Source organism: Anaerococcus sp. (assembly GCF_030825785.1).
In the GTDB taxonomy this organism is placed as follows: domain Bacteria; phylum Bacillota; class Clostridia; order Tissierellales; family Peptoniphilaceae; genus Anaerococcus.
Map to the genome: position 1 here is coordinate 45,394 of NZ_JAPJPG010000001.1, position 19,799 is coordinate 65,192.

The 19,799-nt window shown below is 37.3% G+C and carries 22 protein-coding genes; 4 read left to right on the plus strand and 18 right to left on the minus strand.

Annotated features, from left to right (window positions below; translation table 11 throughout):
* Positions 1-10: 10 nt before the first annotated feature.
* The 4 genes from RCH56_RS00220 to RCH56_RS00235 are packed head-to-tail and all read right to left on the minus strand — an operon-like array spanning position 11 to position 5,187.
* Positions 11-844: a carbohydrate ABC transporter permease gene (locus RCH56_RS00220; protein ID WP_306482985.1), complete on the minus strand. Its 834-nt coding sequence runs from the start codon at positions 842-844 to the stop codon at positions 11-13.
* A 10-nt stretch (positions 845-854) separates the two neighbouring features.
* On the minus strand, positions 855-1,721 hold the full coding sequence (locus RCH56_RS00225) for a carbohydrate ABC transporter permease (protein ID WP_306482986.1): 867 nt from the start codon (positions 1,719-1,721) through the stop codon (positions 855-857).
* 5 nt (positions 1,722-1,726) lie between these two features.
* The gene (locus RCH56_RS00230) at positions 1,727-2,998 is read right to left on the minus strand and encodes an extracellular solute-binding protein (RefSeq protein WP_306482987.1); all 1,272 of its coding nucleotides are present in this window, start codon (positions 2,996-2,998) and stop codon (positions 1,727-1,729) included.
* A gap of 20 nt (positions 2,999-3,018) precedes the next feature.
* Positions 3,019-5,187 carry an alpha-galactosidase gene (locus RCH56_RS00235; protein WP_306482988.1) on the minus strand — a complete coding sequence of 723 codons (2,169 nt, stop codon included), beginning with the start codon at positions 5,185-5,187 and terminating at the stop codon, positions 3,019-3,021.
* Positions 5,188-5,288: 101 nt separating this feature from the next.
* Here RCH56_RS00235 and RCH56_RS00240 point away from each other — a divergent pair, with 101 nt between their 5' ends.
* Positions 5,289-6,110 (plus strand): AraC family transcriptional regulator, encoded by an 822-nt coding sequence (locus tag RCH56_RS00240; RefSeq protein ID WP_306482989.1) that lies wholly within the window; start codon positions 5,289-5,291, stop codon positions 6,108-6,110.
* Between the two features lie 69 nt (positions 6,111-6,179).
* On the opposite strand, the gene RCH56_RS00245 is transcribed toward RCH56_RS00240, so the two are convergent.
* From RCH56_RS00245 to RCH56_RS00265, 5 genes are read right to left on the minus strand one after another with little or no spacing between them, the layout of a single operon-like run.
* The gene (locus RCH56_RS00245; protein WP_306482990.1) at positions 6,180-6,722 is read right to left on the minus strand and encodes a DNA-3-methyladenine glycosylase I; all 543 of its coding nucleotides are present in this window, start codon (positions 6,720-6,722) and stop codon (positions 6,180-6,182) included.
* Positions 6,723-7,604 (minus strand): undecaprenyl-diphosphate phosphatase, encoded by an 882-nt coding sequence (locus RCH56_RS00250; RefSeq protein ID WP_306482991.1) that lies wholly within the window; start codon positions 7,602-7,604, stop codon positions 6,723-6,725.
* Positions 7,601-8,410, minus strand: coding sequence for an ATP-binding protein (locus RCH56_RS00255; protein WP_306482992.1), 810 nt, complete (start codon positions 8,408-8,410; stop codon positions 7,601-7,603). Before RCH56_RS00255 ends, RCH56_RS00250 begins: the two co-directional genes overlap by 4 nt.
* Complete coding sequence (locus tag RCH56_RS00260; protein WP_306482993.1) at positions 8,410-9,201, minus strand: MBL fold metallo-hydrolase; 792 nt, start codon at positions 9,199-9,201, stop codon at positions 8,410-8,412. The genes RCH56_RS00255 and RCH56_RS00260 overlap by 1 nt, the downstream gene beginning before the upstream one ends.
* The gene (locus RCH56_RS00265) at positions 9,194-10,015 is read right to left on the minus strand and encodes a Cof-type HAD-IIB family hydrolase (protein WP_306482994.1); all 822 of its coding nucleotides are present in this window, start codon (positions 10,013-10,015) and stop codon (positions 9,194-9,196) included. Before RCH56_RS00265 ends, RCH56_RS00260 begins: the two co-directional genes overlap by 8 nt.
* A gap of 126 nt (positions 10,016-10,141) precedes the next feature.
* Between RCH56_RS00265 and RCH56_RS00270 the strand changes: the two genes are divergently transcribed.
* Complete coding sequence (locus tag RCH56_RS00270) at positions 10,142-10,495, plus strand: winged helix-turn-helix domain-containing protein (protein WP_306482995.1); 354 nt, start codon at positions 10,142-10,144, stop codon at positions 10,493-10,495.
* Positions 10,496-10,529: 34 nt separating this feature from the next.
* Here the strand turns inward: RCH56_RS00270 and RCH56_RS00275 are convergent, their stop codons facing one another.
* The 7 genes from RCH56_RS00275 to RCH56_RS00305 form a co-directional block, all read right to left on the minus strand.
* Entirely contained in the window at positions 10,530-11,684 is a 1,155-nt protein-coding gene (locus RCH56_RS00275) for an NADP-dependent malic enzyme (protein ID WP_306482996.1), read from the minus strand.
* Between the two features lie 88 nt (positions 11,685-11,772).
* Positions 11,773-12,801: an ABC transporter permease gene (locus RCH56_RS00280; protein ID WP_306483015.1), complete on the minus strand. Its 1,029-nt coding sequence runs from the start codon at positions 12,799-12,801 to the stop codon at positions 11,773-11,775.
* Positions 12,802-12,954, minus strand: coding sequence for a hypothetical protein (locus tag RCH56_RS00285; RefSeq protein WP_306482997.1), 153 nt, complete (start codon positions 12,952-12,954; stop codon positions 12,802-12,804). It lies immediately after the preceding gene.
* Positions 12,947-13,837 carry an ABC transporter ATP-binding protein gene (locus RCH56_RS00290; RefSeq protein WP_306482998.1) on the minus strand — a complete coding sequence of 297 codons (891 nt, stop codon included), beginning with the start codon at positions 13,835-13,837 and terminating at the stop codon, positions 12,947-12,949. The genes RCH56_RS00285 and RCH56_RS00290 overlap by 8 nt, the downstream gene beginning before the upstream one ends.
* A 6-nt stretch (positions 13,838-13,843) precedes the next feature.
* On the minus strand, positions 13,844-14,941 hold the full coding sequence (locus RCH56_RS00295) for a DUF1648 domain-containing protein (protein WP_306482999.1): 1,098 nt from the start codon (positions 14,939-14,941) through the stop codon (positions 13,844-13,846).
* Positions 14,934-15,311, minus strand: coding sequence for a GntR family transcriptional regulator (locus RCH56_RS00300; RefSeq protein WP_306483000.1), 378 nt, complete (start codon positions 15,309-15,311; stop codon positions 14,934-14,936). The genes RCH56_RS00295 and RCH56_RS00300 overlap by 8 nt, the downstream gene beginning before the upstream one ends.
* Before the next feature lie 231 nt (positions 15,312-15,542).
* Positions 15,543-16,784: a DNA polymerase IV gene (locus tag RCH56_RS00305; protein WP_306483001.1), complete on the minus strand. Its 1,242-nt coding sequence runs from the start codon at positions 16,782-16,784 to the stop codon at positions 15,543-15,545.
* A 133-nt stretch (positions 16,785-16,917) separates the two neighbouring features.
* On the opposite strand from RCH56_RS00305, the gene RCH56_RS00310 reads away from it, so the two are divergent.
* The gene (locus tag RCH56_RS00310) at positions 16,918-17,307 is read left to right on the plus strand and encodes a helix-turn-helix domain-containing protein (RefSeq protein WP_306483003.1); all 390 of its coding nucleotides are present in this window, start codon (positions 16,918-16,920) and stop codon (positions 17,305-17,307) included.
* Positions 17,307-17,846, plus strand: a complete 540-nt coding sequence (locus RCH56_RS00315; protein ID WP_306483004.1) for an ImmA/IrrE family metallo-endopeptidase — start codon at positions 17,307-17,309, stop codon at positions 17,844-17,846. Before RCH56_RS00310 ends, RCH56_RS00315 begins: the two co-directional genes overlap by 1 nt.
* A gap of 137 nt (positions 17,847-17,983) precedes the next feature.
* Here RCH56_RS00315 and RCH56_RS00320 read toward each other — a convergent pair whose 3' ends face one another.
* Positions 17,984-18,526, minus strand: coding sequence for a DUF4367 domain-containing protein (locus tag RCH56_RS00320; RefSeq protein WP_306483005.1), 543 nt, complete (start codon positions 18,524-18,526; stop codon positions 17,984-17,986).
* Positions 18,527-18,612: 86 nt separating this feature from the next.
* Positions 18,613-19,782 (minus strand): M20 family metallopeptidase, encoded by a 1,170-nt coding sequence (locus RCH56_RS00325; protein ID WP_306483006.1) that lies wholly within the window; start codon positions 19,780-19,782, stop codon positions 18,613-18,615.
* Positions 19,783-19,799: the final 17 nt, after the last annotated feature.

Sequence of the window (19,799 nt, forward strand, 5' to 3'; positions counted from 1 at the left end):
GTAGATATGCCTATTTAACAGCACCCTTGCTCATTCCTGAAATAATATTCTTTTGGAATATTAGATAAACTATTGTTATTGTAATAATACCAACAACATAAGATGCAAAGCTTGGACCGTAGTCACTTAGATACTGGCCTGTGTAGTTGTATTGGAAAAGAGGTAATGACCAAAGGTCTGATGACTTGTTAAGTATCAAAAGTGGTAGCATAAAGTCATTCCAAAACCAAAGGGCATTTATTATAAGGGCTGTAGCGTGCATTGGCTTTAGCATAGGAAATATAATTTTCCTATAAGTTGTAAATCTATCCGCTCCATCAATCTCAGCTGCCTCATCCAAGCTATCTGGCACACTTAGCTTGATATAGCCTACATAGAGGAACAAGGTTTGTGGGATTGAATAGGTTAGATATAGGATTACTAGGCCAAAGATATTTGCCATTCCAATACGACTCATCATAACTGTAATAGGAATCATAATGACTTGGAAGGGTACAAAAATCCCTAAAATTAGAAGGATATACATAATATTAAATGCACGGGACTTTGACATATTTCTTGCTATTGAATAAGCAGCAGCTGGTATAAATATAGTTACTAGGACAACTGATGCTATTGTAATTATAGTTGAGTTTAAGAAATATTTTCCAATTCCATCTTCTATCAAGCGTCTAAAGTTATCCAAGGTAACTGGATTTGGAAAGCCAAAGAAGTTTTGCATTATATCCTTGGTCGTTTTAAAGGAACTGAAAATCGTAGCTAGTAGAGGAATCAATATTAGGAAAGATCCCACTATCAAGAGAACATACTTCCAGAATCTATTATTATTTTCTTCTATTTTCATATTTATCTCCTCATACTTCGTAACGTTTTGAAATCTTAATTTGGACAATAGAAACTATGGCTATAAGCAAAAATAGTATAAGGGCTATGGCATTGGCGTAGCCGTATTGGTTGCTCTTAAAGGCGTAGTTATAAACTAAAAGTCCTATAGAGGTTGTGGAATTGCTAGGACCTCCTCCTGTAAGTGCAAAGATTTGATCAAAGGCTGTAAGCCCTGCCTTAAGGGCCATGATAAAGACCATAGATATGCTTGGCAAGAGGTAGGGTAGTTCTATGCTCCAAAATGTCTGTCTACTAGTTGCCCCATCAATAGCCGCCGCTTCTTTTATTTCTGTTGGAATTGTCTGTAGACCTGATAGGAAAATTATTATTGGCATAGCAACTCCCTGCCAGAGCATTACAAATATAGCAGCGAAGATAGAACCGTAAGTCGTTCCCAAAAGACTAGTCTTTAGAAATTCTATATTTAAGGATTCTCCTATGGCTGGAAGTCCGTAGTTAAAGATTTGTTTGAAAATCAAAGATACGGTTAGGCCTGATAGGACAGCTGGGAAGAAGAACCAGGCTCTAAAAAAAGTTTGTCCCTTGATTTTTGAATTTAGGGCTCTAGCTATTAATATACCAAATACTATTTCTCCAACTATAAGGCATACAGTAAGTATCAAGGTAAAGCCTAAAGCCTTAAAGAACTTCTCATCAGTCATAAGGATTGAATAGTTATTTATTCCTACGAAATCAAAGTTATAGGTTAGCCCTGTCCAGTTGGTAAAGCTGTAAAAAGCTCCCTGTAACATTGGAAAATAGAAAAATATGGCTTGTAATATCAAAGGTATGATTAAAAAGGTCCAACCCCAATGTTTATTTAAAAACTTTCTCATGTTATTTACTCCTTTTTATTGCTAGCTTTCATCGGATTAAAGAAAGCATTGAGCTCCTTAGCTAATTGGGCCCTGTCTTGTGTTAGTAGATAATTAGTTGTAGCTTGGAAGAAGTCCTCTTCACTATTCCACTCTTGACCCAACCAAACATAGTGTCTGTCAGTAAAAGCAAGCTTATACAAAGGTGCAAGTGGCGAATCTTCATTCTCCTTTACTCCCTTTACAGCAACCGGTGACCCATCTACATCGTAGTACTTTTGCATAGCTTCCTTACTTGTCATGTATTCTAGAAAGCGGTCTGCTTCTTCAGGGTGTTTAGTATTTTCTGATATAGAAAGTGCCAAGTCTCCTGCTCCTACTGTAACTTCCTCTCTCTTATTTACTCCTGGGAAAGCAAAGGTAGCTACTTCAAATTCAGGGTTTTGTTGGCTAATTGCCGCAAGTACCCAAGATCCACCAGCAAGCATTAGGGATTTTTCTGTTGCGTAGGCAACCACAGAATCATTGTATGAGGCCCCTTCCCAGTTTCTTTGAGCATTTCCCTTATCTGCTAGCAAGTCTAGGTACTCGCTGTCTTTTACTAGGATATCGTCCTTTTCATTAATTGAATTTACCTCAGAATATCTTAGATAATCGTTTGCTTTCTCATCACTTCCTGTAATATTAATCAAGGAAAGTTGATGGTACCCATTCAGGGTCCAACCCTCACTACCTGCTACGGCAAAAGGAACTTCTCCCTTAGCCTTAATATCTTCTACTAGCTTTTTGAATTCTTCCCAAGTTTCAGGAACCTTTAGTCCTAATTCATCGAATTTTGTCTTGTTGTAGTAGATACAATAGAAGTTAGCTGATAAAGGGACATTGTAAATTTTTCCATCTATGGCGTACTTTTTCTCATAATCATTTACTATATTAGAAAGATAAGTCGCTTCGCTTAAATCTTTAAAGTAGCCCGCCTTGGCCCATTCCTTAAAGTCCATATTTTGTGGGTGTATATTAACGATATCTGGGCTATCGCCCGCAAGCATACGGGTTTTAAGCACTGTTCCGGCATCCGGTACGCTTGTCATGTTTACCTTTATGTCAGGATTTTCTTTTTCAAAATCTTTTACTATTTCCTCTAAGGTGTCGACCATTTCTTTTTTCTGGTTGAAAAATTCGATCACGACCCTACCGTCTGCGGACTTTTCTTCCTTATTAGAACAGGAAGTAAGATTTATGAGAACGATCAAAAAGAAGACCATCCTCCTTATAATAAATCTCTTATTTTTTTTCATTTCTTTCTCCTTTTAGAAATTTAAGCTTCAATTTTAGTAAAGTAATATTGTTTACTTAGGAAATCTCCCTCATCCATTGCTATAGTTAGACCAGCATACATAAGCTCTGCTCCTGAGTATACCTTATTTGTTCCATGCAAACGATATATGCTTTCTTCTTCAAGACCCTTTAGCTTAAGAGTAGTTTCAATCTCTTCTATAGTTGAAAGTTTCCTTACATAAGTCACTAGAATCCTATCATCTTTTACAAATTCTACAGCAGCTTCATTACTCTCTCTGCTCGGATTAATTAACCTGTATTGTCTTCCAAATTGAATTATAGGGCGAATTTCTTTGTACAAGTTTACTTGCTCTTTTATCCCGTTTTTTTCTTCCTCGCTTAATTTGCTTAAATCTAGTTCATAACCAAAATTGCCCATCATAGCGACATGACCTCTAGTTTTAAGAGGAGTTACTCGCTTCATCTGGTGATTAGGTGAGGCTGAAACATGGGCTCCCATACTTATAGTTGGATAAAGGAAGGTCGAACCATATTGGATTGGAAGCCTATTTATAGCATCTGTATTATCGCTTGCCCAAACTTGGGGGAAATATCTCATAACTCCAAGATCGTTTCTTCCACCACCTCCCGAGCATGACTCAAAGAGTACATCTGAATGTTTTTCTGTCAAGAACTTAACTAAATCATAAAATCCTAGCATATATTTATGGGCTTGCTCAATCGTTTCGAGATAATCTTTACCATTTCCAATATTTGTAATATTTCTATTATAATCCCATTTTATATAATCGATATCATGATTTGATAGAAGATCATCTAGTATTTCTTTAAGATAAGCCACTACCTCTGGGTTCGCTAAATTAAGGACAAGTTGATTTCTTGAATAACTATGGTCTCTCTTAGGTGCTTGGATAGCCCAGTCTGGATGCTTTCTGTAAAGATTACTATCCACAGAAATCATTTCAGGCTCGACCCAAAGGCCAAATTTCATCCCCTTTTTGTGAACATCGCTTATAAGTTCACTAAGCTTACAGCCGATCTTCTTTTCATTTACCTGCCAATCTCCCAGAGCCCTATTGTCATCAAAACGATTGCCAAACCAGCCATCATCGAGGACGAAAAGCTCAATTCCAAGCTTACTTGCTTCATCGGTTAAGCTAGCTATCTTATCCTTATCAAAGTCAAAGTATGTAGCCTCCCAGTTGTTAATTAGGATTGGTCTTTTCTCATAAGCAAAGTTTTTGGCCATGATATGGTTTTGTACAAAGCTTTGACTTTCCTGGCTTAGTTTTGTAAGACCCTTATCTGAATAAGTTAGTAAGGCTACTGGAGTATCGAAGCTCTCACCTGGTCTAAGCTTCCAAGCGAAATTATCATCAGCAATTCCAATCGAAACCCTGACTTCATTTAATTGGCTTTTCTCAACACTTGCTTGGAAATTGCCACTATACATTAGCTGAAGGGCCCAGACTTCACCATAATCTTCATTTGCCAGAGAGTCTGATAAGATTATAGCTGGAGTTTGAGAGTGGCCAGATGCCCCACGGTTTGAAGATACCGAAAACATTCCCTGATCTACCTTTCGGCGGCGGAGAGTTTTCTCTCTAGCGTAGGCTCCCTGTAAGCTTATTATATCATAAGAAGAAGCAGGCATATCAAACATAGCAGATAAATCTCTGTGAATAACTACTTCTTGGTTTGACTTATTTACCAAGCTTGTAAAGGTAGATATGGTTGGAGAATCCTCGTATGCTGTGTAGTAGATTTTTAGTTCAAGCTCACTAACTTCATCCTCCAAAACTAAAAGAAGAGTCTCAGCCCCATTTTTAGAGTGTGGATTTGGAAGTCCTTCTGCATCGACTTCATAATCTAGAATATGACTTTCTTTTATTTTAAATAGTGTAAGTTCATTGTTACCATGCTCAATTTTAATCGATGGATGCCTAAAGTCCCCAAAGCCATGGACTCCAAAGGCTTGCCTTTGCGTATCGTAACTATAAGTCCTGTCATCGGGATTTTGTGTTGCTGAAAAAGCGTGGTCCTTTTCAAATACCCTATTCGAAAAATTATAATTCTTAATACTTTTTCCTAGGTGTTTAAGTAACAAATCTCCATCACGATTTTCTAAAATCATCGACAGGCCCTTAGCATGCACGTAGTAGAGCCTATCTTTAATAATAATTCCCATAGATTCCTCCTCTATTTATATAAATTATATAATATGAAAGCGATTCCTTGAATGGACTTTTGTTGTTCCTATATGGTAAAATGTTACTATTGGAGAGTACTATGGTTATTTATTCTGAATTTGATACACTTAGTATGGATGTATCGGTTGATTTTGTGGGTTACGAAGACTGCAAATCTTTGCAAGATTTCGGCCCTGCCATAAGGGATAATTATGTCCTTCACTATATAAGTAGCGGGTCGGGCTATTTTCATTACAAGAAAGAAAAAATATTTTTGAAGAGGGGTGATTTGTTTTTATTAAAGGCAAATGAACTTACCTACTACCAGGCAGATAAGGACGAGCCTTGGTCTTATTATTGGATTGGTATAAACGGCAATAGGATTAAGGATTATCTGTCTTTATCTAGCATTCATGAATTTTCTTATATCAAATCATCTGATACTTGTGATACGAAAAAGCTAGGAAGCATAATAAAATCGATGGTCGAGCATTCTGAAAGTATAGACGACCATAACCTAAAGCTTCTTAAGCTTATTGGTCAAAGCTACGAAGTTTTATATGAGTTAATTAAGATTGCTCCACAAGCTAATAAAAAGCAAGTAAGCAGTCGCACACAAATATGCCTTGATTGTAGGCGTATAATAGAAACCCAATATAACAAGGCCGATTTATCAATCCAGGATATTGCATCTCAGCTTAATGTCAATAGAAGCTATCTAACAAGGATCTTTAAGGAATACACATCTATGTCTCCCAAACAGTATCTACAAGAAATTAGGATGAAAAGAGCCTATCAGCTTCTAGAAAATACCAAGGAATCGGTAAAGGTAATTGCTTATTCGGTAGGCTTTAAGGATCCCTTATATTTTTCTAAGGCCTTTAAGGAATTCTATGACAAAAGTCCTAGCGATTATAGATAGGCCCTAATATTTTAAATTTATATATCAACATAAAAATAGCTAGACCAAGATTAACTTAGTCTAGCTGTTTTAGTGTTTAAAGCAAGAAAGAGAGTGGCAATTTATTCTTCCTATGGCTTCTAGGAAGGAGTGAATTGTAACTGGTCCTACGAAGGAGAATGATTTATCTTTCATATCCTTTGATAGTTTATCGGAAAGTTTGCTTTTTGCTATTACTTCTCCTTCTTTTCTCCTATAGTCTATGGGCTCTTTGATGAAGTTTTCTAGATACCTATCAAAAGATCCGTATTCTTCTCTTACTTTTATGAAGGCCTTGGCGTTTTTTACCAAGGCTATTAACTTTTTCTTGTTTCGGATTATTTTATCATTTGCCATGAGCTCTTCGATTTTTTGATCATCATAGGAGGCTATTTTTCTATAATTAAAGCCGTCGAAGGCCTCTCTCATGGCCTCTCTTTTCTTTAGGATTATTTCAAAGCTAATACCTGCCTGCATAAATTCCAAGACAAGGATCTCGAAGATATAATCATCATCGTGGCTTATATTTCCGTATTCCTCATCGTGATATCTTTCAAGGAGATCACCTTTGGCCCATTCGCATCTTTTTTTCATCTAAAAGAATAAAAAGTAAATAAATACTACGATAGCTAGTATTATTCTATAGATTCCAAATGGAATAAAGTCATTGTTTCTGATGTAAGCCATGAATTTCTTTATAACAAAATATGCTACAAGAAAGCTTAGGACCATGCCCAAAAGGATTAGGAGCCATTGGTAGGCACTAAATCCTCCGAAGTTCTTAATTACTTTAAGTAAAGTTGCCCCAAGCATAGTAGGAATGGCTAGAAAAAATGAGAATTCTGCTGCAGCAGATCTTGATATTCCTAGGATCATGGCTCCCATAATTGTTGCAGCTGACCTACTTGTTCCTGGAATCATGGCAAGAGTTTGGAAGAATCCTATAGCAAGCACGGTCTTATAGGAAACCATAGCTATATTATCGTGCCTAAAGCCCTTGTTTCCTTTATTTCTTTTTTCTACAAAGATTATTATTAGACCCCATACTAGTAGCATAGTTGCAACAACCATTGGATTAAATAGGTGCTCATCTATGAAATCATCAAAGAGTAGGCCTAAGATCATGGCTGGAAGGATTCCTACTATAACTCTTTTCCAAAGCTCTATTGTCTTCTTGTCTGGATGGGTTAGTCTAAAGTAGAATCTGGATTGACCATTTAGCTTATCGTAGTTTCTAGGAAAGTATCTTTCTGTCTTTTCCCTATCCCAAGGGTTGAGCCTTTTAAAGTAAATCACTACGACAGATAGGATTGCCCCTAGTTGGATGATTATATTGAAGGCGTTGGAAAATCCTTCTGGTTCGAGCTTTACAAATTGATTTACTAAGATCAAATGCCCAGTCGATGATACTGGCAAGAATTCCGTAACTCCTTCTACTATAGAAAGGATTAGGACTTTTATAAAATCTATTATCATTCAAATTCCTCCAAAAACGAGTGTTTTTCTCCCTTTATTTGATAGCCTAGGACCATATCGCAATTGACATTTTCTGCTGATCTTAGGATTGACTTTTCTACATCTGGGTTGTCTTTTTTAAGTTCTGCTATTAATTCTTTTATTTTCTTTCTAGTGTAAGATTCGCTAGATTTGGTGACTGTGCAGGCACAATTTAGGGCAGATAGAGATACGTAATCCCTCCATCTTTTGATATCATCCTCGTGAAGATAATAAAGAGGCCTAATTAGCTCCATATCCTCAAAGTTTTGGGCAATAAGCTTAGGCTTCATAGTCTTGAAGTTTCCTGCATAGAGGACATTCATCATGGTTGTCTCGATTACATCATTCATATGATGGCCCAGGGCTACTTTATTGCATCCTAACTCCTTTGCCTTGGCATAGAGAAATCCCCTTCTCATCCTAGCACACATATAGCAAGGGTAGTCTCCCTTGGTTATGGTCTCGGCTACTTCGAAAACTTCCGAATCATAAATTGTAGCATCTATATTAAGATAGGCCAGGTTTTTTTCTAGTAAGTCTCTATTTTCCTTATCGTAGCCTGGATCCATAGAGATATATTCTACATCAAACTTTACCCTAGAGTGCTTATGTAATTCTTCGATAAGCTTTGCAAGAATCAAGGAATCCTTGCCGCCAGATATGGCAACAGCGACCTTGTCTCCTTCATTTATCAAGGAAAACTCCTTGACCGCCTTGATAAAAGGCGACCAGATTTCCTTCCTGTATTTTTTTATAAGTGATCTTTTAATTTCTACTAATTCCATTATAACTCCACTATTTTTGAAGGTATGTATCTTTCACAAACCTCCAAGCTTATATCTTTTTCTGTATCAAGTCCCAAACTTGTAAGATAATTATCTACTGTAAGTCTTGAAAGCTCTGGGGTGTTGTTGGTATCTGATAGGTGGGATAGAAAAACTGTCTCATTCTTACCAACTAGGGCATCTGCTAGAGCCTCCGCCGACTGGTCATTTGACAAATGTCCCATATTCCCCATAACTCTAAGCTTAAGATTATGTGGATATGGCCCAAGCTTTAGGGCTTCTAGGTCGTGATTTGCTTCCATATAATATATATCAGATCCCTTGATCTCGTAGGCAATTTTCTCATCTATTATTCCTGTATCAGAAATAAGGCTTATCTTTTTATTTCCCAGATAGATAACATATCCAACAGGTTCCATAGCATCATGATGGATGGATATTGGGAGGATATCCATTGACTTAAAGTTTATGAACTGATTTGTCTTAAATATTTTTATATTCTCTTCCTTTAATCTCTTAGCCTTTTTAGAAAAACCCTTCCAGGTTCCCTCGTTGGCATAGATTGGAATATCAAATCTTCTCGATAGAACTCCTGCTCCTTGGATGTGGTCGTTGTGCTCGTGAGTGAGAAATATCCCATCGAGATCCTTTGCTTTCTCCCCTATTTGGCCTAGGAGATTTTCTATTTTTCTTCCGGAAAATCCCGCATCGATTAGTATGCGAGAACCCTTGTATTCGAGAAAGCTTACATTGCCTGATGATCCAGAAGATAAGGTTACAAATCTAGACATCTAGATTAAAATACTCCTTAAGAAACTCAGCTATGGAAGGCTCTTCGTTTGATCCTATGACAAAGTCTGCCGCATCTTGGGCTTCTTTCATACCGGAAGCCATGGCCACACCACATCCTGCAAAGTCCAAGCTCTTCACATCATTCATCCCATCACCAAAATACATGATGTTCTCTCTGTCGATTTCAAGCATTTGGGCTAGTTTCTTTAGACTTTCAGACTTACCTGAGTTTTTATTTAAGATTTCTAGAAGACGCTTTTCATTTCTCATAATCTTATAGTCTTTGACAAGCTCTTTCCTATTTTCCTCAGTAAACTTATCGAGAAGGTCCTTTTCTCCTGCAAGGGCAATCCTACATATGCTGTCCTCTATGTCCTCAAACTTTTCAAACTTAAACCAAGGCATAGAAACTTGCCATTGATCGTACAAGAAGGCATCATTTGGGACTTCTGCATTTAAGTAGAGGATATTCATGGTGTGGATTGTAATCTGTAAGTCTTCTTCTCCTACCAAGCTCTTGATCTTTTCGTAATCTTTCTCTCCTAAGGGATTTGATATAAGGGCCTTACCATCAGCATTTCTCCTTACAAAGGCTCCAGTTCCGCAGATAGAATAGTCATCATAGGCCATAAGATCAAGCTTTTGACGCATCCTCCACATAGCATTAAAGGTCCTGCCAGAGTTTAGGACTATCTTAACCCCCTTTTCTTTTAGTTTTTTGATAGCTGCGACGTTTTCGTCAAGCATTTCTTTTTTATCATTTACTAAAGTACCATCTATGTCAAATACAATTAGTTTTATATCTTTTTTCATAAGACTCCTTTTCGTTTTAGACTATATTATAATACTAGATAAGGGCTTATTTTCAATCTGATTGAAGGCTATGATAAAGAAGTGTTATAATAATTAAAAGTGTTAATTTCAAAGAAAGGATATATCTTGAAAAAGTACAAAGCAAAAATAAAACTTGTTATAAAAAGTGATAGAACAAACTTCTACGGACCAGGTATAAATGAACTCTTAATCCTAATTGATCAATATCAATCGACAAAGGAAGCCGCAGGAGCCATGGGCCTATCTTATTCCAAGGCACTTAAGATTATCAAAAGATGTGAGAGGGAATTGGGCTTTGATATTATAAAAAGACAAAGAGGTGGAGCAGACGGGGGAAAGAGTATCCTCACAGACGAAGGAAGAAAAATAATGACAGCCTACAAGGACTTTAATGACGAAGTAAACGAGGACTTGGAAGAAAAATTTTACAAGTATTTCTCCTTTTTAGATAAAAATTAAGGGCTAAGCTAGAAGCTTCGCCCCAATATCTTAACTATTTAACATAATCCATCACAGCCTGGGCTACCTTACAAGCTACATTTTCCTCAAAGGCTCCTGGTATGATGTACTCTTCATTTAACTTATCATCATCAATCATTTGGGCAAGGGCAATTGCCGCAGCAAGCTTCATCTCATCTGTTATAGCTGAAGCATGAGCCTTCAAGGCTCCCTTAAATATTCCAGGAAAGGCTAGGACATTGTTGATTTGATTTGGATAATCGCTCCTGCCAGTTGCAAGAATTCTCGCACCAGCTTTCTTGGCTTCGTCATAGTCGATTTCTGGAACTGGATTTGCCATAGCAAATACAATAGCATCTTCATTCATATTCTTAATATCTTCTCCATCTATGATATTAGGGGCAGAAACTCCTACAAAAACATCACTATCCACCATAGCTTCCTTTAAGCTTCCCTTAAAGTTTTCCTCATTGGTAAATTCAGCAATCTTTGCCTTAACAGGATTATCTCCTTCTAGATGGTCTTTGTTGATAGCCCCTTTCGAATCACAAACTATAATATGATTTACTCCATAATCTCTTAAAAGCTTAGATATTGAAAAACCAGCAGCTCCCGCTCCAGATATTACGACCTTGATATCTTCTTTATTTTTTCCCACTATCTTAAGGGCATTGATAAGAGCTGCAAGAGTTACAATTGCAGTTCCATGTTGGTCGTCGTGAAAGACTGGTATATCGAGCTCTTCTTTAAGTTTTTCTTCTATGTAGACGCATCTTGGAGATGATATATCCTCTAGATTGATTCCGCCAAAGCCTGGAGCTATGTTTTTTACGACATTAATTATCTCATCAGCGTCTTGAGTATCTAGGACAATTGGCACAGCATTTACATCACCAAACTCCTTAAACAAGACAGCCTTACCTTCCATAACTGGCATAGCAGCTTCAGGACCAATATTACCAAGTCCTAGAACAGCAGACCCATCGCTTACTACTGCGATTGTATTAGCCTTTGATGTATAAGTATAGGCCTTCTTCTTATCTTCGGCGATTTTCCTACAAGGTTCTGCAACTCCTGGTGTGTAGGCATAGGTCAAATCCTCGGCATTATTTACCTTAGCCTTGACATCTGTAGCAACTTTTCCTTGCCATTGTTCGTGTTTTTCTAAAGCTTTTTCATATACGTTCATAAATTACTCCTTTTCTTCATATAACAATTTTAACATAGAAAACGATTTTTTAAAACAAAAGGGCCTGGACTTTCATCCAGACTTCCTTCTATTTTCTCCTAAAAATCTTTTTCATTAGAGAATTTGAGCTGTAGTTTAAGATATTTTTCTTATAGATCCTGCTTGCTATTTTGTAGGCAAGGACTATAGAAACAAGCATTATTAGTATAGATATAAACCCGTATCCTAGGCCTACACTTCCCTTTATAAGCCTCATCGGCATAAAGAAAACTGATACAAAAGGTAGGTAGGAGAGGACTTTTATTAGGAGAGTTTCTTCCTTACCCATAAAGCTTAGGGCTACTACAAAGGCAAAAACTATGACAAGGATTAGGGGTGTCCCGACTTTGCCGGCATCTTCTTGTTTTTTGGCAAGAGAACCTAACATGGCTGCAAGGATCATGTATATAAGTAGGCTTAGGATAACAAGACTTGCAAGTTCTACTAGCATCAAGATATTTATATCTCCTAAAAGAGATCCTAAGTCTATATTAAATTTTTCAAATAGTCCATATCTTTTGGCTCCAAAATAAGCTAGAATGGCGAGTACCCCATATATAACTGTTTGAGTTATGACTGCGAGGAAGTTACCGAAGATTTTCCCTGCAAAATATACCCCTGCCTTTACTGATGAGAAGATAAATTCTATCATCTTTGAGCCTTTTTCTGTGGCAATTTCTACAACCAAAATATTTGAATACATTATTAGCATCATATACATGTAAAATACCAGAGCAAAGTAGGCAGCATACATGATAAAGGACTCTCCCCCTTCTTCCTCTACTAGTTTGAAGGAGGGCTCTCTTTCTAAAATCTTTAGCTTATCTTCTCCTAGTCCCGCTCTTTTTATGTTTATAGAGTTTTGAACTTCCCTAAGGATAGCATTAAAGGAAGCTATCTCTTGAGCATTTAGATCTTTCGTGTGATATTTAGCAGATAAACTCCCATCTTCTTCCCTAATTTCTACAAAACTTCCTATATCTTTATCTTCCATGGCCTTTATCGCTTCATCTTTACTCTTTAGCTTATAGACAGGACTTTCTTTAAAATAAGCTCCTATCTCATCCTCTGCAACTATCTAAGTATCTTTTATTCCATCATCAGCAGAAAAGTAAGTGATAGCCCCACTTATAGCCATCATTATTATCGGCATAAAAACAACTAGCCAAAATGCTGGAGATTTGAGTTGTTTTTTCCAAGAATCTAGGGCTACAGTTATAAATCTAGACATCTTCTTCCACCTTTCTTGTAAATATTTCGTTCAAATTTGGAGGAGTTTGGGCAAATACAGGGAGGTAATCAAACTTTTCTCTAAGTCTTTCGTAAATTTTCCTTCCATCATTTGGATCGTTTAGCTTTATCCTATAGGCATTAGAATCTTTCGTATATGTTATTACAAAATCATTTAATATATCAGAAATATCTTCTTCACATTCTATTAGAAGCTTGTCTTTTGGATAAGAATTCCTAATCTCTTTAGGGGAGCCTTCTAGGACAACTTGGCCATTTTTTAGCATGACTAGTTTGTTACACATATCTTCGATATTTTCCATATTGTGAGATGAAAATATTATAGTAGTCCCACTTTCGTTAATCTCCTTAATAATATCTTGTAAGAGTCTGATATTGTAAGGATCAAGACCTGAGAAGGGTTCATCTAAGATTACAAATTCTGGATTGTAGATAAGACTTGCCAAAAGCTGAACCTTCTGCTGATTTCCCTTGGACAAATCCTTGATCTTATCCTTAAGACTTCCCTTTATTTCAAATTTATTAAAATAGGCCTCTAGGCTTTTCTGATCTAGATTTTTCATTAAATTTAGCCTAGCAAAATATCTAATCTCTTCGGCTACGGTTTTCTTTGGTGAAAGAGACCTTTCTTCTGGAAGAAAACCAATTTTTTCTAGGGGAACTTTACTCACCTGCTTATTATCATAGAGGATTTCTCCCTCATATGAGTCGAAAAAGTCCATAATACACCTAAAAAGCGTTGACTTACCAGCCCCATTTTGTCCAATCAGGCCAAACAAATCTCCTTTTTCTACATTAAAACTTACATGGTCCAAGGCCTTAAGCCTTCCAAATGATTTTGATACATTTTTTATCTCTAACATAAGCTCCTATCCTTCCAATATATTAAGCACAAGTCCTAGAACAAATGGGAAAAGTAACACTGCAAGGAAGATTAACTTAGCCCAATTGTTGGCGAAGTTCATAGTAATTCCAACGCCTACCCTTTTTTCTACAAATATTGCTGGATCGTCTGGATTGTAATAAATTAGACCACCTAGAATCCACTTATCATCCTCCTCTTCATAGCCATATCTACCAGTTTTATTTAAGGCTGAACCGTCAACTGACCTAAATTTTCCTATAAGAATGCTACCTCCTATAGAAAATCCAATAGCAATTAGGCCTAAGACCTTAACCAAGGAGTCGTCTCCAGTTTTCATAAAAGAATGGATTCCTACTTGAAATAAAACTATAAGTAAAATTGCTGATGTCGCAAAATAATAGGTCCAAATCCTCCTAGTTTCTAAGAGCCTATCCAAGGACTCTTCTGGCATATCTGGACTAATTCTCATCTTTGATAGAAGTTGGGAAAGATTTGCAAAAAACATCACAGCTAGCATAAAGAAACTTACTATAGTTGGGGACTGGATGGATAGGTAAGATTTATGAGCTATCCCATCAATTTCTCCCTTGCTATTCATATGCATGATTAATTTATCTGGAAAGTTTTCATAGTCTAGGTGGATCCTTATGGCAAAAATTATTACTATTAGGAGAAGTCCTAGGTAGATTCCAAAAAATTCCTTCTTGTTAAAGATTTTTACCTTAGAATAATCTAGACTTACAACTCTTCTCTTGTCCACTTTTTGATCTTTTGCTAATATTTTTAGTTTCTTATTAGCCAAAACTAGGGGGATATAGGTTAGAAATATTGATAGAATATAGACAAAATTTAGTAAGACCTCATTTTCTATAAGATAGCTTAAGCCAAGTATAAATAAGGCTAGGGCAAATCCTATAAGGATAGTCAAAGTCCTATAGTTTTTTAATATCTTTCTTACTTCCTTATTCCCTTCTAAATCTCCCACTAGTCTTACTCCTAGGACATAGCCCCTCTTGGAGTAGGATGTGACGAAGGCTTGGATAAGACTTATCAAAATAATAATTATCCCATAAAATACTGCAAGACTCATAGTTTCATTCATCTTCTCCCTCCCAAATATTTTCTATTAGCCTATCAAGGTCGGATTTTTGTATATTTTTGACCTTGGCAAGGGCTATAATAAAATCAAGTTCTTCTTTTACTTTCTTCTTCTGACTTTCACTAATATCTTTAGTTTCATCTACAATCTTCGAGCCAAAACGCCTATCCATGACTATGATTCCGTCTTCTTCTAGCATCTTATAGGCCTTGTTTACAGTATGGAGATTAACTCCAATATCTGATGCAAGTTGCCTAACTGATGGAAGAGTCTCACCGTATTTTAAGTCATTTTGGGACAGGGATTTGATTATCCCACGTCTGATTTGCTCATAGATTGGCTGATCCGAAGCAAAATCAATCTCTAAAAACATAGACCCTCCTCACAATTTATTTGATTCTTTTTGTTATAGTTATTATATAACAGTTCTATCAATTTGTAAATAAAAAAGAGCTCTCTGCAAAATATAAATGAAAATCGCCCAATCACTGAAAGCCTTCCTCTTAGGAAAATGGCTATCCTAGGTCCTATATAAGAGGCTTAGGATAATTTCCCTAGAAGATTTTTACTAGTAATTAGGCGATTTTTTTATTTCGCAAGGGCCCTAGAAGTTATAATGGTTCATCGGTAGGGTTATTATTTCGTTGATTTCTTTTGGAAGTTTGATATCTCGCATAAGGCCTAGAAAGCTTATGGCGTCTTTCCCGTATTTTTGCCTTATCTTGTACAAGGCTGTATCGCAATTTTCGTCTTTAATTAGTTTTTTGTAGTCAGAGAAGACGTCCATCTGACTTCCGCCGCCTTCTTTTCTAAGTTTGATCGCCCTGATGCCTACTGCCCTTACCGGGAAGTCCCACTTGTATTTTTCCTTAAATAAATCGAAGCCCTCTCTGGCAAGGACAATGGAAGACTGGCTAGCGAGCTTGATTGGCTTTTGGAAATTGTAGGATTGGAGTTCATTATTTCTTACGAAAATTTCCACACCGCAGGCCTCAAGTCCAGCTTGTCTTAACCTTTTTGATACAGAAAAAGAAAGTTCTTGGAGGACATTGAAGACTTCCCTGTTATTAACTAAATCTTTCCTACAGGTTGAGGAGTTTCCTATAGTCTTAACCTGCTCTTTGTGGTCTCTGTCGTGGACTGGCCTTATATCTAGGCCATTGGCGTACTCCCATAGGTAGACTCCATTTATGCCCAAGAGATTTCTTATAAGATCTGGATTTGTATGAGCAAGCTCTCCTAGGGTAAAGATTCCTATTCCATTTAGCTTTCTTTCTGTAGCCCTACCTACTCCCACCATTTCTCTTACAGGAAGGGGCCAGACAATTTCTTTGAAATTATCTTCTCCTATACAGGTAACTGCGTCAGGCTTTTTCATATCTGATCCGAGTTTTGCGAAAATCTTACAAAAGCTTACCCCGACACTGACTGTTATACCGACTTCCTTTTTCATCCTTTCACGAATTTCGTTGGCTATCTCTTCTCCGCTTCCAAAAAGATGGGTCGATCCTGTTACATCAAGGAAGCACTCGTCAAGGCCAAAGGGCTCGACCTGGTTAGTGTATTCATAATAGATTTTCCTAGCAAGCTTAGAGTGTTTGAGGTATTCGTCATAATGAGGAGGAACTATGGTAAGGTCAGGACACTTGGCGAAGGCCTGCCATAAGGCTTCACCCGTCTTTACCCCAGCCTCCTTAGCTTCTTGGCTTTTAGCAAGGATAATCCCGTTCCTATTTTTAGGATTGCCTGCGACAGCAATTGGAATTCCCTTAAGCTTTAGGTTAAGTTTTTGTTCTATTGATGCATAACAAGCGTTCATATCTGAATGTAGTATAACTTTTTTCATAATTACTCCTTGAATTTCACAGACTATTAATGTATAATTGAGACAATAAATGACTTAAGAATATTATAAGACCTTCAGTGTCTTTTGTCAACCATTTTTGTAAATAAAAGTCTGTAAGCTAAAAGGAGAGCGTATGGCATTTGCTAATAAAGTTAAAGAACTAAGAGAAATCAAAAAGTTAACCCAAGAAGACCTAGCCAAGTTGTGTAATGTCTCAACCAAGACCATCTCAAGATACGAACTAGGAGAATCCAAGCCAAGATACAGGAAGACCTATGATCTTTTGGCCAAACACCTCGATACAAGTCACGACTACTTGGTAACTGATGAGGACGAATTTATCCTAAAGGCTAGGGAAAACTTCGGCGAAGGCGGAGCAAAGGATGCCCAAGATATGATAAACGGAGTTATTGGCCTAATGGCAGGAGGCGAGCTTCCAGAAGATGACAAAAGAGCCATCCTCGATGCCATATCAGAAGCCTACTATATAGCCAAGATGGAAAATGAAAAGAAGGATAAATAATGGGAGTATCCTACGATAGTATCTACAAAAAGGCGAGGGAGGTCATAGATACCTACAAGTCCAGAGACCCTAGGGATATCCTAGAAAGAAGAGAGGTCCACCTTATAGCCTTTAAGTCAAACACCAAACTTTTAGGCATGTATAAGATCATTAAGGGAGTAAGTTTTGTCTTCTACAATCCCTTCGTAGATGAGAGAATCCAAAATATGGTTTTTGCCCACGAGCTAGGCCACCACCTATTTCACGAAGATGCGGCAGCGAGTGACCTTATAGAATATGAGCTTTTCGATATAAATTCAGAAATGGAGCTTGAGGCCAATATCTTCGCAGCCCACCTTCTCCTAGACGAAAAATCTCTTATCGAAGACGTAAAGGAAGGCTACACCTACAATCAGCTCGCCAGTATGTATGATGTAAATGTAAATCTTATGATCTTTAAGTTAAACGAAATGCACAGGATGGGTATGCCTATAAGAAAGGAAAGCCCCTCAAGTTCGACCTTTTTTAGGGATATAGAAGATTGTAAGTGTAATTACTAGAAAGATCTTATAAAATTTCATCTTTGATTAAGTTGCTAATAATTATCCCTAGAAAACTTGCCCTTGGCTTTGTTTTATCCCTGAAAGAAAATATTGCACGAAAAAAGACCTCTCCCGAGGTCTTTACTTATCTTATCTTATTTGGCTTCGGATACGACCTTGATTGTCTCATCCTTATCTAGGCTTGATCTTGCGTAGATTGAGTAGTTTTCTCTTTCTACTACTAGGTGTCTAAATGATCCGTCGTCCCAGAATTTTCCGTCTTCTTCGCCTACTTTTACATCTTCAGCATCTTCTGGCATTGTGAAAAGACTCTTGAATCTTTCTTCATTGTCTGAAACTTGTAGTGTAATCTTTTTGGCAGGATTATTCTTTTGGCCAAATTCTATAGTCAAAAGATCCTTCTTCTCGTCTCTGAAGTTTTCTTCGAAGTCTTCTGGAAGGTAGTTGTAAGCTACATCATAGATTGGGCTATCATACTTCTTGTCTGAAGTCTCTTTCTCCCCTTCTTCCTTCTTATCTTCTTCAGAATCTTTATCAGATGCCTTATCTTCTGCCTTTTCCTCTACCTTTGTTTCTTCCCTCTTATCTTCACTGTTCTTCGCATCATTTGAACAAGCCATTAGGCCAAAAGCTAGGGCAAGAGTCATAGCGCTTGCAAAAAACTTTTTAATCTTCATTCCCTCTCCTTAGTTTATCCTTCATTAAATTCGTTATTAATTATACTAAATTTCTATATTTTATACAAGTCTTTGATGAGATCTAGTTAAGAATTTTGGAAATCGAAAACAGCCCTGGCTAGGACTTCTACGGCAGGGACTATGGCCTTATCAGAGCAATAGTAGTTCTTGCTGTGAAGGGCTTCTTTCGGATGTCCTTCTTCCCCACTTCCAAACCAATAGAAAAATCCAGGAACTTCCTTCATAAAGAAGGCAAAATCCTCACTGGCCATGGTGTGACCTTCCTTTAGGATGTTTTCTTCTCCCAAGACTTTGCTTGCGGAAGAAAGGGCCCTTTTATACATGTCTTTACCATTATATACAGAAGGAATCTTTTCTGTGTAGGTGATTTCGTACTTACATTCGTAGGCTTTTGCCATATTTTCTACTATAGCTTCCATCCTTTCTATGGCTCTTTCGAGATTTTCCTCAGAAAGAGAGCGAATGGTGGCAGATAGGTGGGTCTTATCGACTACTAGATTGTCTTCTGATCCTCCATTTATTGAATTTACAGAAAGGACGGTCGAGTCGAAGGGATTAGTGTTTCTTGAAATTATAGTCTGGAGGGCCATGACTATATTTGATGCACAAACTATAGGATCTATGTTAAGATGGGGCATGGACCCGTGCTGACCCTTGCCGAAGATATCTATCTTGAAATTTACCTTGGCACTCATCAAAGATCCCTTCTTTATTATAGCCTTCCCGAAGTCGACTTCTGGCCAATTGTGAAAGCCTAAGACCCTATCGATTCTAACCTTATCGAAGAGCCCCTTGTCTACGTATTCCTTGGCCCCTCTAGTGATTTCCTCGGACCTTTGAAAGATAAATACCACATCTCCCAAAAGCTTATCCCTATTTTCGCTAAGGACTTTCGCCACAGCCAAAAGACTTGCTGTGTGGTAGTCGTGGCCGCAGGCGTGCATGGTATTTTCTTCCCTTGATTTGTAGGAAATATCTGTCTCCTCCTTCTGGGCTAAGGCATCTATGTCTGCCCTAAGTCCTATGACCTTGCCAGCTTTTCCTGTCTTAAGCCTTGCAATTAGCCCTGTTTCTATAGGAAAGTCTATTATTTCGACTCCTTCAAGTTTTTCTAGAAATTCTCTTATAATTTTAGTCGTCCTGTATTCCTTGCCAGAAACTTCTGGGTTCATATGGATTCTATGTCTAATCTCTATGATTTCCTCTAAGTCTCTGTCAGATAATTTTAAGTTCATATTGTTTCCTTTATATA

Excerpts from the sequence above, each read along its gene's own strand:
- RCH56_RS00250 (WP_306482991.1), bottom strand. The coding sequence starts at position 7,604 with ATGATAATAGATTTTATAAAAGTCCTAATCCTTTCTATAGTAGAAGGA.
- RCH56_RS00220 (WP_306482985.1), bottom strand. The coding sequence starts at position 844 with ATGAAAATAGAAGAAAATAATAATAGATTCTGGAAGTATGTTCTCTTG.
- RCH56_RS00225 (WP_306482986.1), bottom strand. The coding sequence starts at position 1,721 with ATGAGAAAGTTTTTAAATAAACATTGGGGTTGGACCTTTTTAATCATA.
- RCH56_RS00245 (WP_306482990.1), bottom strand. The coding sequence starts at position 6,722 with ATGAAAAAAAGATGCGAATGGGCCAAAGGTGATCTCCTTGAAAGATAT.
- RCH56_RS00290 (WP_306482998.1), bottom strand. The coding sequence starts at position 13,837 with ATGTTAGAGATAAAAAATGTATCAAAATCATTTGGAAGGCTTAAGGCC.
- RCH56_RS00235 (WP_306482988.1), bottom strand. The coding sequence starts at position 5,187 with ATGGGAATTATTATTAAAGATAGGCTCTACTACGTGCATGCTAAGGGC.
- RCH56_RS00265 (WP_306482994.1), bottom strand. The coding sequence starts at position 10,015 with ATGAAAAAAGATATAAAACTAATTGTATTTGACATAGATGGTACTTTA.
- RCH56_RS00295 (WP_306482999.1), bottom strand. The coding sequence starts at position 14,941 with ATGAATGAAACTATGAGTCTTGCAGTATTTTATGGGATAATTATTATT.
- RCH56_RS00260 (WP_306482993.1), bottom strand. The coding sequence starts at position 9,201 with ATGTCTAGATTTGTAACCTTATCTTCTGGATCATCAGGCAATGTAAGC.
- RCH56_RS00300 (WP_306483000.1), bottom strand. The coding sequence starts at position 15,311 with ATGTTTTTAGAGATTGATTTTGCTTCGGATCAGCCAATCTATGAGCAA.
- RCH56_RS00255 (WP_306482992.1), bottom strand. The coding sequence starts at position 8,410 with ATGGAATTAGTAGAAATTAAAAGATCACTTATAAAAAAATACAGGAAG.
- RCH56_RS00315 (WP_306483004.1), top strand. The coding sequence starts at position 17,307 with ATGGGAGTATCCTACGATAGTATCTACAAAAAGGCGAGGGAGGTCATA.
- RCH56_RS00305 (WP_306483001.1), bottom strand. The coding sequence starts at position 16,784 with ATGAAAAAAGTTATACTACATTCAGATATGAACGCTTGTTATGCATCA.
- RCH56_RS00285 (WP_306482997.1), bottom strand. The coding sequence starts at position 12,954 with ATGTCTAGATTTATAACTGTAGCCCTAGATTCTTGGAAAAAACAACTC.
- RCH56_RS00310 (WP_306483003.1), top strand. The coding sequence starts at position 16,918 with ATGGCATTTGCTAATAAAGTTAAAGAACTAAGAGAAATCAAAAAGTTA.
- RCH56_RS00240 (WP_306482989.1), top strand. The coding sequence starts at position 5,289 with ATGGTTATTTATTCTGAATTTGATACACTTAGTATGGATGTATCGGTT.
- RCH56_RS00325 (WP_306483006.1), bottom strand. The coding sequence starts at position 19,782 with ATGAACTTAAAATTATCTGACAGAGACTTAGAGGAAATCATAGAGATT.
- RCH56_RS00230 (WP_306482987.1), bottom strand. The coding sequence starts at position 2,998 with ATGAAAAAAAATAAGAGATTTATTATAAGGAGGATGGTCTTCTTTTTG.
- RCH56_RS00275 (WP_306482996.1), bottom strand. The coding sequence starts at position 11,684 with ATGAACGTATATGAAAAAGCTTTAGAAAAACACGAACAATGGCAAGGA.
- RCH56_RS00320 (WP_306483005.1), bottom strand. The coding sequence starts at position 18,526 with ATGAAGATTAAAAAGTTTTTTGCAAGCGCTATGACTCTTGCCCTAGCT.